This is a genomic window from Rufibacter sediminis (genome assembly GCF_014269285.1).
Lineage (GTDB): Bacteria > Bacteroidota > Bacteroidia > Cytophagales > Hymenobacteraceae > Nibribacter > Nibribacter sediminis.
Genome location: NZ_JACOAF010000019.1, coordinates 15,292 through 30,487, shown reverse-complemented (window position 1 = coordinate 30,487; position 15,196 = coordinate 15,292). Strand labels below are relative to the sequence as shown.

Annotated in this window: 13 protein-coding genes; 5 read left to right on the top strand and 8 right to left on the bottom strand. The window is 54.5% G+C overall.

Features of this window, described 5'->3' with window-relative positions:
• Positions 1-266 precede the first annotated feature (266 nt).
• From H7U12_RS06625 to H7U12_RS06600, 6 genes are all read right to left on the bottom strand, one after another.
• Positions 267-758 carry a hypothetical protein gene (locus tag H7U12_RS06625; protein WP_186634865.1) on the bottom strand — a complete coding sequence of 164 codons (492 nt, stop codon included), beginning with the start codon at positions 756-758 and terminating at the stop codon, positions 267-269.
• A gap of 76 nt (positions 759-834) precedes the next feature.
• Positions 835-4,005, bottom strand: a complete 3,171-nt coding sequence (locus tag H7U12_RS06620) for an efflux RND transporter permease subunit (RefSeq protein WP_186634862.1) — start codon at positions 4,003-4,005, stop codon at positions 835-837.
• Between the two features lie 32 nt (positions 4,006-4,037).
• On the bottom strand, positions 4,038-5,180 hold the full coding sequence (locus tag H7U12_RS06615) for an efflux RND transporter periplasmic adaptor subunit (protein WP_186634859.1): 1,143 nt from the start codon (positions 5,178-5,180) through the stop codon (positions 4,038-4,040).
• A 22-nt stretch (positions 5,181-5,202) separates the two neighbouring features.
• On the bottom strand, positions 5,203-6,531 hold the full coding sequence (locus H7U12_RS06610; RefSeq protein WP_186634856.1) for a TolC family protein: 1,329 nt from the start codon (positions 6,529-6,531) through the stop codon (positions 5,203-5,205).
• A 41-nt stretch (positions 6,532-6,572) separates the two neighbouring features.
• Positions 6,573-7,139, bottom strand: coding sequence for a TetR/AcrR family transcriptional regulator (locus tag H7U12_RS06605; RefSeq protein WP_186634853.1), 567 nt, complete (start codon positions 7,137-7,139; stop codon positions 6,573-6,575).
• Positions 7,140-7,657: 518 nt separating this feature from the next.
• On the bottom strand, positions 7,658-8,641 hold the full coding sequence (locus H7U12_RS06600; RefSeq protein ID WP_186634850.1) for a YpdA family putative bacillithiol disulfide reductase: 984 nt from the start codon (positions 8,639-8,641) through the stop codon (positions 7,658-7,660).
• A 286-nt stretch (positions 8,642-8,927) separates the two neighbouring features.
• Between H7U12_RS06600 and H7U12_RS06595 the strand changes: the two genes are divergently transcribed.
• From H7U12_RS06595 to H7U12_RS06585, 3 genes are all read left to right on the top strand, one after another.
• Entirely contained in the window at positions 8,928-11,087 is a 2,160-nt protein-coding gene (locus H7U12_RS06595; RefSeq protein WP_186634847.1) for an FUSC family protein, read from the top strand.
• Positions 11,088-11,309: 222 nt separating this feature from the next.
• A complete protein-coding gene (locus H7U12_RS06590; protein ID WP_186634844.1) occupies positions 11,310-11,846 on the top strand; it encodes a YceI family protein in 537 nt (178 codons plus the stop codon).
• 320 nt (positions 11,847-12,166) lie between these two features.
• Positions 12,167-12,697, top strand: coding sequence for a GAF domain-containing protein (locus H7U12_RS06585; RefSeq protein ID WP_186634841.1), 531 nt, complete (start codon positions 12,167-12,169; stop codon positions 12,695-12,697).
• A 65-nt stretch (positions 12,698-12,762) separates the two neighbouring features.
• Here H7U12_RS06585 and H7U12_RS06580 read toward each other — a convergent pair whose 3' ends face one another.
• Positions 12,763-12,933 (bottom strand): hypothetical protein, encoded by a 171-nt coding sequence (locus tag H7U12_RS06580; protein WP_186634838.1) that lies wholly within the window; start codon positions 12,931-12,933, stop codon positions 12,763-12,765.
• 16 nt (positions 12,934-12,949) lie between these two features.
• Here H7U12_RS06580 and H7U12_RS06575 point away from each other — a divergent pair, with 16 nt between their 5' ends.
• Both H7U12_RS06575 and H7U12_RS06570 read left to right on the top strand, forming a co-directional pair.
• Positions 12,950-13,447 (top strand): Panacea domain-containing protein, encoded by a 498-nt coding sequence (locus H7U12_RS06575; RefSeq protein ID WP_186634835.1) that lies wholly within the window; start codon positions 12,950-12,952, stop codon positions 13,445-13,447.
• A complete protein-coding gene (locus H7U12_RS06570; protein ID WP_186634832.1) occupies positions 13,428-13,820 on the top strand; it encodes a hypothetical protein in 393 nt (130 codons plus the stop codon). The genes H7U12_RS06575 and H7U12_RS06570 overlap by 20 nt, the downstream gene beginning before the upstream one ends.
• Positions 13,821-13,953: 133 nt before the next feature.
• On the opposite strand, the gene H7U12_RS06565 is transcribed toward H7U12_RS06570, so the two are convergent.
• Positions 13,954-14,814 (bottom strand): bestrophin family protein, encoded by an 861-nt coding sequence (locus H7U12_RS06565; RefSeq protein WP_186634829.1) that lies wholly within the window; start codon positions 14,812-14,814, stop codon positions 13,954-13,956.
• Between the last annotated feature and the right edge of the window lie 382 nt (positions 14,815-15,196).

The following is a 15,196-nucleotide window of genomic DNA, read 5'->3' as shown; positions in this document are numbered from 1 at the left end:
CCCGAAAACGGAACTCATGATTACGAAGTTGGCAAAAGCCTTCGAAAATAAATTTTCAACCGTTTGAGCTGTAATTGGTTGTAAAATGCATATTCCTCTTGTAAATGGCCTATATAGATGAGATATGAGCGATGAGCCGTTTTTGGTGTCATTTCTGAAAAAGAGGCTCAATTCAGGTTTTTTGCTCTATAAAGGGCATTGGCTGCTTACTTCGGCCGTGCAATAGAGCCTTCCACCGGCAGAAGAGATGCGTTCTCCGTTATGGATTACTTTTCTTGGGCTTCGTCGCGGGCCCGCTCCAGGAGGTAAATCAGCAGGAGGGCCAGCAGGTTCACAGACACAAAAGATGCCCCGGTATTGGCGTTGAGGCTGAACTGAAAGGATGATAACGATAACCGAAGTTTGAACAGCCAGCTGGAAAGGAATTCAATGCCCACGCCCACTTTCACCCCGGCCACAAAATTATAGGCCAGTCCGCCCATACCGAAGCTGAACACCTGCAGCACCTGGTTGACCAGTGAAGCCCCAATGGCGCGACGGGTTCTTTTCAGCAATGAGAAGCCACAGAAAATGGAATAGCTGTACAGCAGCGCGGCCAGTAAAATTCCTACCCAGGTAGAGGTGGATGGATTATGGAGCTGCGGAATCAGTTTGAGGAATAAACCCAGCCCCAGCGCTCCGCCGGCCAATTGGTAAAAGGCCAGAAAGGAAACCAGCGGGGAAGTTTTAGGGGAAGAAGCAGCAGGTTGGAGTTTCATAGGAATAACAGGTTTTGTTTAGAAAAAAGCCCGGGCTCTGGGAGTCCGGGCTTTTCTGAAACGAAGTTAAAGAAATCTATTGATGGTCAAAGTCAACGTCTTTGTAGCGGTTCTGCAGCTCGGCTAGTCCTTTTTTACCGTAGGCCAGACGGGTGATCACTACGTACAACACCGGAACAATAAAGATGGCCAGGAACGTAGCGGCCAACATACCACCGATTACCACCCAGCCAATGGTCTGGCGGGAAACCGCCCCGGCGCCGGAGGCCGTCACCAGCGGAATCACCCCTAAGATAAAGGCCATGGAGGTCATGATAATGGGACGCAGACGCAGCCGAACCGCTTCAATGGTCGCTTCAATCAGTTCCATGCCGCGATCTACCCGCTCTTTGGCGAACTCCACAATCAGGATGGCGTTTTTGGCGGCCAGACCAATCAGGGTAATCATACCAATCTGGGCATAGACGTTGTTTTCCAGTTTCGGCAGGAAGGTAAGGGCCAGAATCGCCCCGAACATCCCCAGCGGAATGGCAAACAGGATAGAGAACGGTACACTCCAGCTTTCATACAAGGCGGCCAGTAACAGCAACACCAGGATGATAGACAGCGCGAAGATGTAGATGGTGCTGTTCCCCGCTGATAACTCCTCCCGGCTGAGGCCTGAGAAGTCAAAGCCGTAACCGGCCGGCAGGGTTTGGGCGGCTACCTCTTGCAGGGCCTGCAAGGCTTGCCCGCTACTGTACCCCGGTTTGGCACCTCCTGAGATCTCCACCGATCTGAACAGGTTGTAGTGGGAGATTACCGCCGGGTTTTCCACCACTTTGCTGGTAACCAGGGCGCTCAGCGGCACCGATTCTCCCCGTTGGTTCAGGACGTAGAACTGGTTCATATCCTTGATGTCCATCCGGTAGGCGGTGTCTGCCTGGGCGACCACGCGGTAATTACGGCCGTAGCGGGTGAAGTCGTTGATGTAGCGGCTACCCATGTACGAAGACATGGTGGCGTACACATCGGTGAGGCTGATGCCCAGTTTCTTCACTTTCTCGCGGTCCACGTCTACGTGGTAGCCAGGCGTGCGGGTGTTGAAGAAGCTGTACGCCATGGCAATCTCAGGCCGTTGGTTCGCCGCCATCAGGAATTGCCCCATGACGCGCTCCAGCTCTTTGATGTCACCGGCGGTCCGCTGCTCCAGCATAAAGCTGAAACCACCTGACTGGCCCAGACCCGGAATAGCCGGAGGAGCCACCACAATGATATTCGCTTCTTTGATAGCGGCAAAGCGTTGGTTCAGCTCGGCCATTACCCCCTGCAATTGCAGAGAAGCCTCCTGTCTTTCGTCCCAGGGCCGCATCTGGATGAAGAACGTACCACTGTTTGATTTGAAGGAGAAGTTAATCGCGTTCAGACCAGAAATGGACGTCGCGTTTTTGATGGCTTTCACTTCACCCAGAATACCGGCCATTCTCTCCAGAATCTCCTGCGTTCTGTTCGCCGAAGAACCCTCTGGTAACTCCACCGAGATAAACAGACGGCCTTCATCTTCCGTCGGGATAAAGCCGGTTGGTTTCTTGGCGAATAACCCCACGGTACCCACGTACAGACACACCAACAGAATCAAGGCCAACGGCGCGGCTTTGATGCTCTTACGCACGCCTACGGAGTAAGACTCGGTGGTTCTGGCAAACCAGTTGTTGAACTTGTAGAAGAACTTGTTCAGACCTCTGGACTCGCGGTTCACGTTCATGGGGCGCAGCATCAGAGAGCAAAGCGCCGGGGTCAAGGTCAAGGCCACAAACGCCGAGATCAGTACCGAAATGGCGATGGTGATGGCGAACTGCTGGTACAGACGGCCCACAATCCCTGGAATGAAACCTACCGGAATGAATACCGCGGCGAGAATCAAAGCGATGGCGATTACCGGCGCGGTGATGTCTTTCATGGCCTTGCGGGTAGCTTCCCTGGGCGAGAGCCGCTCATGGTCAATGTAATGCTGCACCGCTTCCACCACCACAATGGCATCATCCACTACAATACCAATCGCCAACACAAACCCGAAGAGGGTTAAGGTATTGATGGTGAAGTCCAGCGGGATGAAGAAGATGAACGTACCGATGATGGACACCGGAATAGCCAGAATAGGCACCAGCGTTGCTCTCCAGCTCTGCAGGAACAGGAACACCACCACAATTACCAGAATCAAGGCTTCCACCAGGGTGTGCACCACCTCGTTGATGGAAACCTCCACCACGGTCACTGACTCAAACGAGACAATATAGTCCACGTCAGCAGGGAAGGATTTCTTCATATCCTCCAGCGCGGCATAAATACCTTCGGCCGTGGAGACCGCGTTAGAGCCCGGGGCCTGGTAGATCAGCATGATGGCCGACGGGTTCCCGTTGATAGTGGCTTGCCGTCCGTAGTCAAACTGCCCGAACTCTACCCGGGCCACGTCTTTCAGGTACACCAAAGAACCGTCTTCTGGGTTGGTGCGGATGATGACGTTCTCGAAATCTTCCTTCGTGGTCAAGCGGCCCGTCACGGTGATAGGGTACTGGAACGCCTGGGTGTTATATTGCGGGCGGGCACCTACCGTACCGGCCGCTACCTGCATGTTTTGCTCCTGAATGGCAGCTACCACCTGGTTGGCGTTCATGTTGTACTGCGCCAGCTTATCCGGCTGCAGCCACAGACGCATACTGAAGTCCTGCCCAATGGACGTGGCGTCACCCACTCCTTGCACCCGTAACAAAGCGTCTTTCAGGTAGATGTTGGCGTAGTTGTCCAGGAACTGGATGTCGTGGGTTTTCTTAGGGGAATAAATCCCCACCACCATCAGGATACTTGGGTTCCGTTTCCGGACCGTTACCCCTAACCGGCGTACCTCCTCGGGCAGGGTGGGCTCGGCCACGCTGGCGCGGTTCTGCACATCCAGGGTGGCGATGTCGATGTCCGTGCCCACCTCAAAAGTCACGGTCATGTTCATCTGGCCGGTACTGGTGTTGGTAGAGGTCAGATAGGCCATGCCCGGCGTACCGTTGATCTGGGTTTCAATGGGGGTGGCCACGGTCTGCTCAATGGTCTGCGCATCGGCCCCCGTGTAGTTCGCCGACACCGATACCGTGGGCGGGGAAATGTCCGGGTACTGGGTGATGGGCAGGTTCATCATGGCCAGCAACCCTACCAACACGATCACAATGGAGATCACGATGGCGGTGATGGGCCGTCTTATAAATACATCAGATATCATACTCGTTCTGAAAAAGCTACTTGAAAATTATATTATCTGGCTCCGGCTGGGGCACCTCCGGCGGCTTGCGGCGCACCCACCTGGATTTTCGCGCCCTGGCGCAGTTTCTGGATACCTTCCACGACAATCACGTCTCCGGCCTTCAAGCCTTCACGGGCCACAATCTTCTCCTGGAAACGGGTTCCTAACTGGATGTTCTGCTGCTGCACCGAGTCTCCCTGCACTTTGTACACGAAGAATTCGCCCAACTGCTCGGTCACGGCTTTGAACGGCAGCGTGATCTGCTGCCCGATGTCCTGGTTGAGCACGTTCACGGTGGCCGTCATGCCTGCCACCAGCTGGCGGTCTGGGTTAGGGAAACTCACGCGCACCGTGATGGTACCCGTTTGCAGGCCCACTGCCCGGTCAATAGCCGACAGTTTCCCGGTGTGCGGATAGCGTGAACCGTTTGCCAGGGTGAGGGTGAAGGTAGAGTCGGGCTGCTTGCCTTGCTGCAGGCGGTTGAAGCGCGGTAGTTCCTGCTCATTGATCACGAAATCAACGGCGGTGGGTCCTTCAGAGGAGATGGTGTTCAGGAGGGTTTGGCCGGGGCTTACCTGCGAGCCCACCCGTACCTGCGAGATACCGATGGTACCGCTGAACGGGGCAGTGATGATAGAATACCCTAAATCAGTTCCGGCGCTGGCCACCTGGGCGCGGGCTACGGCTACCTGAGCACGGGCAGTTTCCACGTCGGCACGGGCGTAATCCACGCGCTGGCGGGCTATCGCGTCTTGCTTGGCCAAATTCTCATAACGTTCCAGGTCTTTCTGCACCCGGTTCAGGTTGGCCTGGGCACTGCGTACGTTGGCTTGGGCCTGACCATAGGCGGCCTGGTATTTGGTGCGGTCAATCTCGTAGAGTTTCTGGCCTTTGGTCACGCGCTGCCCGTCTTTGACAAAGATCTGGGTGATATAGCCGGCCACCTGAGGGCGCAGTTCCACTTCGTTAAGCGGTACCACGGTGCCGGGGTAAGAATCCGTCCCGACTACGTGCTCTTCTGAAACGGTATAGGTGTTCACGGGAACCGGACCGCCCATCATGGGGCCTTGGGGTGCGGCATCCTTCTTGCCGCAGGAAACCAACAGGGCGCTGGATATGGTAAGCGCAGCCAGGGTGGGGAAATGTATCTTCATGATGCTAATGGTTTTTCTCTGGTTAATTAACGGCTATGGTTCCCAAGGCACGCTGCACATCCAGCTTGCTGGAAAGCACATTGTACAGGGCATTGTAATAGTTCAGTTGGGCAGTTCTGAGGTCGGTCTCGGCCACAATGAGGTCCAGGTAGGTCTTGATGCCTTCGTTGTACTGGAGCTTGATCACGTTGTAGACTTCCTCGGCCAGTTGCACGTTGCTTTGCAGGGTGAGCCAGTCATTGTAATCGCTTTTGTAGCTGGCCAGGGCGCTCTGGTACTCGGTGTTGATGCGGCGCTGGATGTTCTGCAGGTCTATGCTGAGGCGGTCTTCCTGTAAGCGCGAGATACGCACGTTCTGGATTCTTCTACCCCCCTGGAAAATAGGGATACCTACCTGCAATCCTACCTGTGAGGTAGGGTAGATGTCATTGTACAGCTTGGAAAGCTCGCTGCCGAAGAACTGCGGATTGTAATTGCCATAGATGGAAGCCGTTGGCAGGAAGCCCCAGCGGTAGAAGTTGGTGTTCAACCCCTGGATCTGGCGCTGCACCTGTATCTGCTGGAATTCTACCCGGTTGGCGAACGTCACATTCTGCGTGGTGTCAATAAGGATGTTCTGCTGCATCTGGTTGTAGTCATAGGCCAGCGTGAGCGGCGAGCCCACCGGCAGGCCCATCAGCTCCTGTAACAAAGCCGTGCTGGCCTTGATGGCTTCCTGCGTTCTCTTGCGGTTTGAGCGAATGCTGTTCAGGGTGATGCTGGCGCGCTGGTAATCGGTTTTGTCTACCAAGCCTTGCTCATACTGGGCGCGGGCATCGCGGTACTGTTTCTCCTGGCGGGCGATGTTCTCGTCCAGAATGCGGAGCTGTTCCTGGCTGAGCAGGATGTTGAAGAACGCTTTGCTCACATCCACCACCGTATTGATTTTGGTGTTTTGCGTGTTCAGGTCCAACGATGATCTGGTGAACCGGGCCGCCCGGCTAGCCAACAACAGGTCATTGCTGTACAGCGTCTGGTTGGCCTGGAAATTGATGTTGGACGTGTAGTTCTGCCCAGTGGTGATCACTTCGTCCCCAATGACAAAGCGGGGACGTTGAATGTTGCGCACGGCGGCAAACTGGGCCGTGACCTGGGGCAGCCATCCCGACAGTTGCGCCTTGATCTGACGCTCGCCAATCTCTTCATCTAATTGGGCCTGTTGCACCTGCGCCTGGTTTTTCAACGCGTACTCCACGCATTGCTCCAGCGTAAGCCTGCCGGCGGTGCTATCTGGGGTCACCTGTGCCTGCAACGCCGCCGGAACCAAAAGGCAACTCAGCAGCAGAAGCAGCAGATAGTTTGTTTTTTTCATAGGGTACTGATAAATAAAAGGTAAGAGGGTGATTGTTGGGTTTATAACTCACGGATGCTGTCCCACACCATTTGGGCCAACTGGTTGAATTCTTTGTCTCCCAGCAGCACCTTGCCGTCCAGGTGGACTTTGGCGGCGGTCATAATGCTGCTGTGGATCATGATGGCCATCAGTTTGAAGTCCAGTTCCCGCAGGATGCCCTGCTGTTGCGCCACTTCAATAAACTGCTTAATTTCATTCTGGACGCGCTCATTGTGTTCCTGTGGGCAACGGGGGTAGTAGGGTGAATTGACAAACTGCTCCATGAAGAAAAGCATGTCTGGGTTCTGGATGTAGAACTGGCAGCGGCTGATCCAGCGCATGAAGAAACTCTCTTTCAGGTCCATGTCCTCGCGCAGGTTCTTCAGCATGGCTTCCTGTACCCGGTACTGCGTATAGACAAACAGTTCCATAATAAGGGTGTCTTTGCTGTCAAAATAATGGTAAATGGTGCCGGCCGCTACGCCAGCTTTCTTCGCCACCATACTCATGGGAGTTCCATGGAACCCGTTTTCCTTAATTAACTTCAGCGTGCTCTCCAGAATCGCTTTCTTCTTCTCTGCTATCATCTCCAAGGCGTATCTCCTCTCTCTATTGAACGTTCATTCAGTGGCGCAAAGTAACGGAAAACAAAACCAGAGATAAAACGCTTTTATTTAGAATTATTCAAGACAACCGCGTTAGGGAATTGATGTAGAATACAACTAAATGGTTTAGAATGTTTTACAATAGTTGGAGCTCCGGTTTCTTTTGAGAAACCAAAATCAAGTAGGAATTGCCATAAATTTCTGTTTTCGGCTTTTTTTTACGAATAAGGCACAAAAACACAGGGGCTTAAACAGGAGAGGGAGACCGGAAGATAAGAACAGGTCCGGCGGTTTCCTTTTAGCAGAAGAGGAGGAAGAACCCGATGGTTGACCGAGGAACAGAACCGTTTCAGGGCCATTTTCCTGAAAACGTCCTCAAAGCAAGCGATCACGCCTGATGTTGTAACAAGAGCCTTACTACCAATTGCTTCTGGTGTGTGCGGTGGGTGCCCGAGCCGTTTAGGGCCCGTTTTCGGAAAACAAGCTTTAAACGGAGGGAGCTAAGAAGCGCGGTCCTGCGCCAGAATGTGCTGGATGATTTTTCCGGCGTGGTCGCGGGAGTTTTCAATGAACCAGAGGTGGGTGTCCATGCCGCCGCAGACCACGCCCGCCAGGTACAGGCCCGGCTGGTTCGTTTCCATGGTCTCAGGGTTGTGCTGCGGGTAGAGTTTCTCGTCAGGGGAGAGCTGCACGCCAAACTTCCGGAGCAGCTCAAAATTGGGTTTGTAGCCGGTGAGCGCCAACACAAAATCATTGGCCAGCGTGAGCGGACCCTCGGGGGTTATAATATCTACCTCGCCGGGGCGGATGGCCGTGATGGACGAGTTGAAATGCGCTTTGATGCTGCCTTCCTTGATGCGATTCTCCACATCCGGCCGAACCCAGTATTTCACCCGGCGGCCAATCTCGGGCCCACGCACCACCATTGTCACCTCGGCTCCTTTGCGGTAGGTCTCCAGGGCGGCATCCACAGACGAGTTGCTCGCGCCCACCACCACCACTTTCTGCAGGGCGTAGTAATGCGGGTCTTTGTAGTAGTGGGTCACGTGCGGCAGGTCCTCGCCGGGTACGTCCATGGTGGCGGGCAGGTCATAGAACCCGGTGGAAATGATCACCTTGCGGGCGCGGTACGTCTCCTTGCTGGTTTGCACCTCAAACCCTTCCCCGGATTTCTGCACCTGGAGCACCTCCTCAAACAGCCGCAGGTTCAGCTGGAACTTGAGCGTGACCCGCCGGTAATATTCCAGCGCCTCGTTCCGGCGGGGTTTGGGGTTGTCAGAGATAAAGGGAACGCCACCAATCTCCAGCTTCTCAGAGGTGGAGAAAAACGACATGGTGACCGGGTAGTTATACAAAGAGTTGACCAGCGCGCCTTTGTCAAGAATCACATAACTTAGGCCTGCCTGTTGGGCTTCAATGCCGCAGGATAACCCAATGGGCCCCGCCCCGATGATCACAATGTCCAGTTCTGAAGAAGTACGCATGCTGCAAATCTACGAAAGCGCGCCGTTTTAGGTCTGCTTTCCTTAAAACAAGCGCAAAACGCCTCCCCGGAAACTGCTCAGGACGTGGGCTTTGAACGAAATCGAAACGGGAGAAAACACCTCTAGGGTGACTTGCTATATCCTGCCTTAGCACATTCCCGTTAGTAGAAAAGCCAATCCTGAGAAACCGGTTTAGGGCCTGTTTTCTGAAAACAGGCCCTAAACCGAAGGAAGAGCCGTAGATGGCCCATCAGGAATCGCACGAAAAAAATAGGTATATCAGGGAATGAACAGGAAAGTCCGGGAGCTTCAATACTTTTTCTACAGCCAGAACTTCTATGACGGCATCCGCACCACCGTGGCGGCGCTCATCCCTTCGCTGGTGTTTTCGCAACTGGGGCACTTTGAGCTGGGCGTCACCATGTCACTGGGCGCCATCGGGGTAAGCCTCGCCGATTCGCCGGGCCCCGAGCGCCATAAGCGCAACGGCATGCTGCTGTGCATCGGGGTATGTACTTTGATGGCGTTGGTCACGGGGTTTGCGCGCATGCACGTGGTCACCATGGGTTTGGCCATTCTGGTTTCCTGCTTTGTGCTGTCCATGCTGCTGGTCTACGGCATGCGGGCCTCGTTCATTGGCTTGGCCGGGCTGATGGTGCTGGTCTTGACCATGGACCGACCCATGGAGCCGCGCGAGGTGCTGCTTTACAGCGGGCTGGTGATGGCGGGCGGCGGCTGGTACCTGGTGCTGAGTTTGCTGTCCAATACGTTCATGCCGTACCGCCCGGCCCAGCAGGCCCTGGGCGAGTGCCTCCGGGAAGTGGCCAAGTTCATCCGGATCAAAGCCTCTTTCTACCAGCCCCAGGCCAATCTGGAGGAGGGCTACCGGCAGGTGATCGCGCAGCAGGTGCTGGTGAGTGACAAGCAGGACGCTCTGCGCGAGCTGCTCTTCAAAAGCCGCCAAATGATGAAGGAATCCACCAACCGGGGGCACACGCTGGTGATGACCTTTGTAGACATGGTGGATCTGTACGAGCAGGTGACCGCCATCCATTATGATTACGCCAGCATCCGGGAGAAATACGGGCCTACCGGCATCTTGCCCCAGTTTGCCGCTACCATCATGGCCCTGGCCGATGAACTGGATAACATCGGGTTTGCCATTCAGGCGAACCAGCCGCACCGCAACCGGGTGGATGTCACCGGAAAACTGGACCAGCTGAAAACCCGCATCGATGCGCTGGAGGAGCGGGAAGGGCCCACGGGTCACCTGGCCCTGAAAAAGATCTTCGTGAATGTGCGGTCCATCGCGCAGCGGCTTTCAGACATCCGGTCGTACTTCACCTCTGACCAGCCCGATGTGCGGCAAAAGGCCCGGCAACTGGAGTTCTCGCCTTTCATCTCGCACCAGACCCTGGACCCCAAGCTGTTCCTGAGCAACCTGACCATGGAGTCTTCGGTGTTCCGTTTCTCGTTCAGGGTGGCGTTGGTGGCGCTGTTTGCCTACATTCTCACCAAGCTGTTCCCGTACGGGCAGCACAGTTACTGGGTGCTGCTCACCGTCATTTTCCTGCTCAAACCGGCCTTCAGCCTCACCAAGCAGCGCAACAAGGAGCGGGTCATTGGCACGGTGGTGGGCGGGGCGCTGGGTTTGCTGGTGCTGTACCTGGTGGAGGACCATACGCTGCAGTTCTTTTTCATGCTGGTGTTCATGACCAGCTTCTACAGCGTGCAGCGCATTAATTACGTGTTGAGCGTGATTCTGATGACGCCCTTCATGCTCATTCTGTTCAGTTTTCTGGGCGGCGGCGGGCTCACCATTGTGCAGGAACGGGTGGTGGATACGCTGGTGGGCTGCGCCATCGCGTTTGCGGCCACGTACTTTGTGTTCCCCAACTGGGAGTCCAAGCAAGTAGGCCGATTACTGAAAAACATGGTGCAGGCCAACCTGAATTACCTGCAGGTGTTAGCCGATGGGCTGGCCGGCAAAGCGGTGGCCGAGATGCAGTACAAACTGGCCCGCAAAGAGGTGTACGTGAACGCGGCCAACCTGTCGGCGGCGTTTCAGCGCATGGCCGGCGAGCCCAAAAGCAAGCAGCGCCACCGGCAGGAGATCTACCAGTTTGTGGTGCTCAACCACATTCTGTCTTCCTACATCGCCACCATCGTCTCCACGCAGACGCAGCGCGAACCGGTCTGTCACCCCAAAAGCCTGCTCCGGTCCATGCGGCGCGCGCTGTTCTCCCTCACGGAGGCCTTGCAGAACCTTGACCCGGCGTTCAAAGTGCCCGAGCACCTGGGGCAACCCACCGAGGCCGAGGTGCCGGAGAAAACCTCCCTCACGTCAGACGAGCTGCTGCTGAAAGAACAACTGGAGTTTATCCGGAAAGTCTCCACGGACATCACCAAGCTTACCACCCAACTCAAAGCAGAGCAGGTAAGCTAAGGGAATTGGTTGGGCTTCGCTGCCAAGGCGTAAGCTTTGCTCAAGGCCCGTTCTTAGCGTTTTGGGGGTGTTTTCTGGAAAACACCCCCAAAACGTAGGTAACATTTTGATTTGAAGGATAGAATACATATCTATGTAGATACACTGATTTAAGCCTTGGAATCAAGGAGGCAAGTGCCCTCACGGCCATTCCGGGCGGGGAAACATTTAAAGATAACTACTATGGCAACAACCAAATGGTCTCTGGACCCCATGCACAGTGAAGTACAGTTCAAGGTGAAGCACTTGATGATCACCACCGTGACTGGCTATTTCCAGACCTTCAACGTGGAGGTGGAAACCGAGAACGATGACTTCAGTACGGCTTCGCAGCTGGTGTTCACCGCCGATGTCAACTCCATCAGCACCAACAACGAGCAGCGTGACACCCACCTGAAATCAGCCGATTTCTTTGACACCGATACCCACGGTGAGATTCGGTTCGTGGGCAACCGCTACGAGCAAACCGGCGGAGACTCTGCCAAACTGCACGGCGACCTCACCATCAAAGGCACTACCAAACCGGTCACCGTAGACGTTGAGTTCGGCGGTATTGTGGTAGATCCGTACGGCCAGACCAAGGCGGGCTTCACCATCACCGGCAAGATCAGCCGCAAAGAGTTCGGGCTGACCTGGAACGCAGTGACCGAAGCAGGCAGCGTGGTGGTGAGCGATGACATCCGGTTGAATGCCGAAATCCAGCTGGTGAAGCAGGCCTAAGTTCTGCCGCCAGTCCCCCTAAAAAGAGAGGAGCCCACCAAACCGGCTCCTCTCTTCGTTTTTGCGGAATTTGTTTCTGGGGTGTTTTTGAGAAAAGAGGCTTAAAACAGATCGCCTGTGTTTCAATCGCTTCATCAGGTTTTCAGATCAGGGATGGGCTAGTATAGCTATTTTTGAATATTTAGCAGACTCTTGGAGGAGAGTTACTTGTAATTATTCCGATGAAATATTTAAAATTTCATTTAACCTTGCGGAAAAGCGCACGTACAGTCTGCATCTGCTCGTCATGAGCGAAGATCAAAGCGTGAGAGTACATGGGAATGAAGAATACATTTGGGGTGGAGATCATCCCTGAGAATGATGCGGAACGGATCCAGAAGCTGCATAATTACCATATTTTAGACACCGAGACCGAAGGACCTTTCAAGCACATCGCGGAGTTGGCGGCCCACGTGTTCAAGGTGCCCATCGCCCTGGTTTCGTTTGTAGATGCTGAAAGGGTGTGGTTCAAAGGGAATGTGGGCATGGAAGGAGTCTCTGAGGTAGACCGAGGCGTGAGTCTGTGTTCTCTGGCCATCTTGCGGCCCGAGGCCACCGTTTTTGAGGATACGCTTCTGGAGCCTTGTCTGCTGACCAATCCGTTGGTGGCAGGGGAGTTTGGGCTGCGCTTTTACGCGGCAGTTCCCATCACCACCTATGACGGCTTCCACCTGGGCTCGGTGTGCATCGTGGACAAAGCGCCCAGAACCTTTTCCGCTGATGACCAGCTTACCCTGGAGTACATGGCCAAACTGGTGATGGACGAACTGGATCTCTGGAAGTGCCGCCTCTACGTGCAGGCGTTGAATTAAGCGCGCCTTTCTCCCTGATGGATTTTACTAGCCTGTGCCTTTCCTGAGCGCAGGCTTTTTGCTTTTTAGTAAGTCTGGTTTCCATCATCCGCAGGCGGAAATTGGTTTAGGCTATCTTTCTGCTTTTCAGGCGATAAACGCTGCGGCAGGCTTTGTTTTCCCTGCGATTTTGTTATATTTTTGTAAAAGTGTTTGACCAGCTGGTTTGTATAGCCGGTTGTTGAATTGGAAAGCATACGTTATCATCATCTCATGGAAAATGCCCTCGCCATTGCCAACTACTTTATCAAGAAGTCTTTTGACACCGGCGAACCCGTTACCAATATGAAGCTGGTGAAGCTGGTGTACATCGCGCACGGGTGGTATCTGGGCCTGGCCGGCGAACCACTCCTCACCGAGCCCATCGAAGCCTGGAAATATGGCCCAGTGGTGCCGTCGGTGTACTACAGTTTCAAGGATTTCGGGGGCGATTCCATCCGGCAGATGGCCACCGGGTTCAATGCAAGTGAAACGGCCGCGGTTCCCCTCGCCGATGCTTCCCTGGTACCGTTTCTGGACAAGATCTGGGAGGTCTACGGGAAGTTCACCGGCATTGACTTATCAGCCATGACGCATCAGGACCATACCCCCTGGAAACAGGTCTGGGATACCCAGGGAAAACACAGCAACAACGTGATCATCCCCAATGATGTCATCAAAGACTATTACCAGAAGTTAGTGAACGCCCCCCATGCAGCCCAATCAGCCTAGTTCTCCTCCTTCCCTTGACCTGGGGGCCATCAGAGCCTCGCCACCCCCGCAAGCAGCGTTACGCAAGGCCAGAGAAGAAGATGAATGGTTTGCCAGCGACCGGCGCAAGAGGGAGCACCAGCGCGAGCAGGGTGCCCGAACCATCATCCACTGGGCCATTCAGGCCAACATCATCATGGCGGGTATCATCATTGCCATCTGCCTAGGGGTGAGGGGTTTCCACCTGATTGCCGCCGAAGACTGGAAGTGGCTGACCAAAGAACAGGTAGACCTGCTGGACAACCTGGCCAAATACGCCGGATCTGGGGCCGTAGGCAGTTTGCTCACCCGTTACCTGACCAAGAACATAGATCCCAAAGCGGGTCCTCAATAAAGCAGAGGTCACCAACGTAAAAGGGCCTCGGACATAAAAACTGCAATGGTTTTTATGCCCGAGGCCTTTTTTATCCTTCTTGTTTTACGGCTCTTTTCGCAATTTCAGGCGTAAAACGGAATGAGCGGATGTACTACTCCAGCAATTCCCCCACGTGTTTCTTGATGTTCTGGCAGATCTGGTCCAGGGGAAGGTCGTTGTCATCGGTCCCGAACGGGTTCTCAATTTCCTCCGCAATCAGTTCCAGACTGGCCATGGCGTACAGAATGAGCATGACCACCGGAATCACGAAGTAGCCCATGCTGTAAGCCCACCCAAAGGGCAGCGTCATGACGTAGAGGAAGATGAATTTCTTGATGAAAACACTGTAGGTGAAAGGAATGGGCGTGTTTTTGATGCGCTCGCTGGCGCCGGTCACCTCAGTCAATACCTTGATTTCCTGGTCCAGGATCATGAGTTGGCCGGTGCTGATGGCGCCCGAGACGTGCAGCTCGTTCACGCGCCGGAAGATGGCCGAGGCAATCTGGTTGGGCATGTGTTTGGCCGGGTTCAGGTCCAGTACCGGGTCCAGGTCATGGTAATCCTCGTTCTGGCGGAGCGACGTTTTCAGGGCCAGGGCGAAGCTGGGAATCGTCTTCCGGAAGAAATGGCGGTCCTCCGGATCAGGGAGGCAGGCTTGCAGTTTCAGGGCCAGGTTGCGGGAACTGTTGGTGAGGCTCCCCCAGATTTTACGTCCTTCCCACCAGCGGTCATAGGCCGTGTTGGTCCGGAACACCAGCAGCAACGAAATCACAAAACCCAGCACACTGTGCATCAGCCCCACGTTTTTCAGCTCAGTGGAATTGAAAAGCCGCGGATGGTTCAGCTCAATATACGCCACCAGCCCGGCATAAGCCCCCACGGCACACAAAAGCGGCAGCAACCGCCGGGAGGTGTCTGACCGTGAAAACCGAAAGATGAAGATAAACCATTCTTTGGGGTTGTAGTTAACCATGGGAAAGGAGTTCAGGAGGAAGGCGGGCTAATGGCGCCCAGCCGTTGGAGGGGGTAAATATAACGAGAAAATGCTTTAGGCCTCTTTTTCTGAAAACTGCCCTAAAACGTGCCCGGAAGCTATGCGGCTGTCTATCTTCAATAGTTCGCCCAAGTCACGGTTGGCTCCTGAATAGTGAAAGATGGTGGAAGTGAGTACTGGAGAGGCGAGTGGAAGCCTCCGGCAGGGGTAAGAGCAGCTTTGGTACGGATGTGTGCGGCTTTGCCCGCTCCGCACATCGAACGGACCACGGCAAAATGGGAAGTTATGTCAAAAGAAGACGTCTGCCGGGGGAGAAAGGAGGGAATGACAAATCGTTTTGTTTATAAATGTAAAAACTACG

Coding starts and splice junctions, on each gene's coding strand:
- H7U12_RS06620 (WP_186634862.1), bottom strand. CDS start 4,005: ATGATATCTGATGTATTTATAAGACGGCCCATCACCGCCATCGTGATC.
- H7U12_RS06575 (WP_186634835.1), top strand. CDS start 12,950: ATGGAAAATGCCCTCGCCATTGCCAACTACTTTATCAAGAAGTCTTTT.
- H7U12_RS06585 (WP_186634841.1), top strand. CDS start 12,167: ATGAAGAATACATTTGGGGTGGAGATCATCCCTGAGAATGATGCGGAA.
- H7U12_RS06565 (WP_186634829.1), bottom strand. CDS start 14,814: ATGGTTAACTACAACCCCAAAGAATGGTTTATCTTCATCTTTCGGTTT.
- H7U12_RS06570 (WP_186634832.1), top strand. CDS start 13,428: ATGCAGCCCAATCAGCCTAGTTCTCCTCCTTCCCTTGACCTGGGGGCC.
- H7U12_RS06625 (WP_186634865.1), bottom strand. CDS start 758: ATGAAACTCCAACCTGCTGCTTCTTCCCCTAAAACTTCCCCGCTGGTT.
- H7U12_RS06605 (WP_186634853.1), bottom strand. CDS start 7,139: ATGATAGCAGAGAAGAAGAAAGCGATTCTGGAGAGCACGCTGAAGTTA.
- H7U12_RS06580 (WP_186634838.1), bottom strand. CDS start 12,933: ATGCTTTCCAATTCAACAACCGGCTATACAAACCAGCTGGTCAAACAC.
- H7U12_RS06610 (WP_186634856.1), bottom strand. CDS start 6,531: ATGAAAAAAACAAACTATCTGCTGCTTCTGCTGCTGAGTTGCCTTTTG.
- H7U12_RS06615 (WP_186634859.1), bottom strand. CDS start 5,180: ATGAAGATACATTTCCCCACCCTGGCTGCGCTTACCATATCCAGCGCC.
- H7U12_RS06595 (WP_186634847.1), top strand. CDS start 8,928: ATGAACAGGAAAGTCCGGGAGCTTCAATACTTTTTCTACAGCCAGAAC.
- H7U12_RS06600 (WP_186634850.1), bottom strand. CDS start 8,641: ATGCGTACTTCTTCAGAACTGGACATTGTGATCATCGGGGCGGGGCCC.
- H7U12_RS06590 (WP_186634844.1), top strand. CDS start 11,310: ATGGCAACAACCAAATGGTCTCTGGACCCCATGCACAGTGAAGTACAG.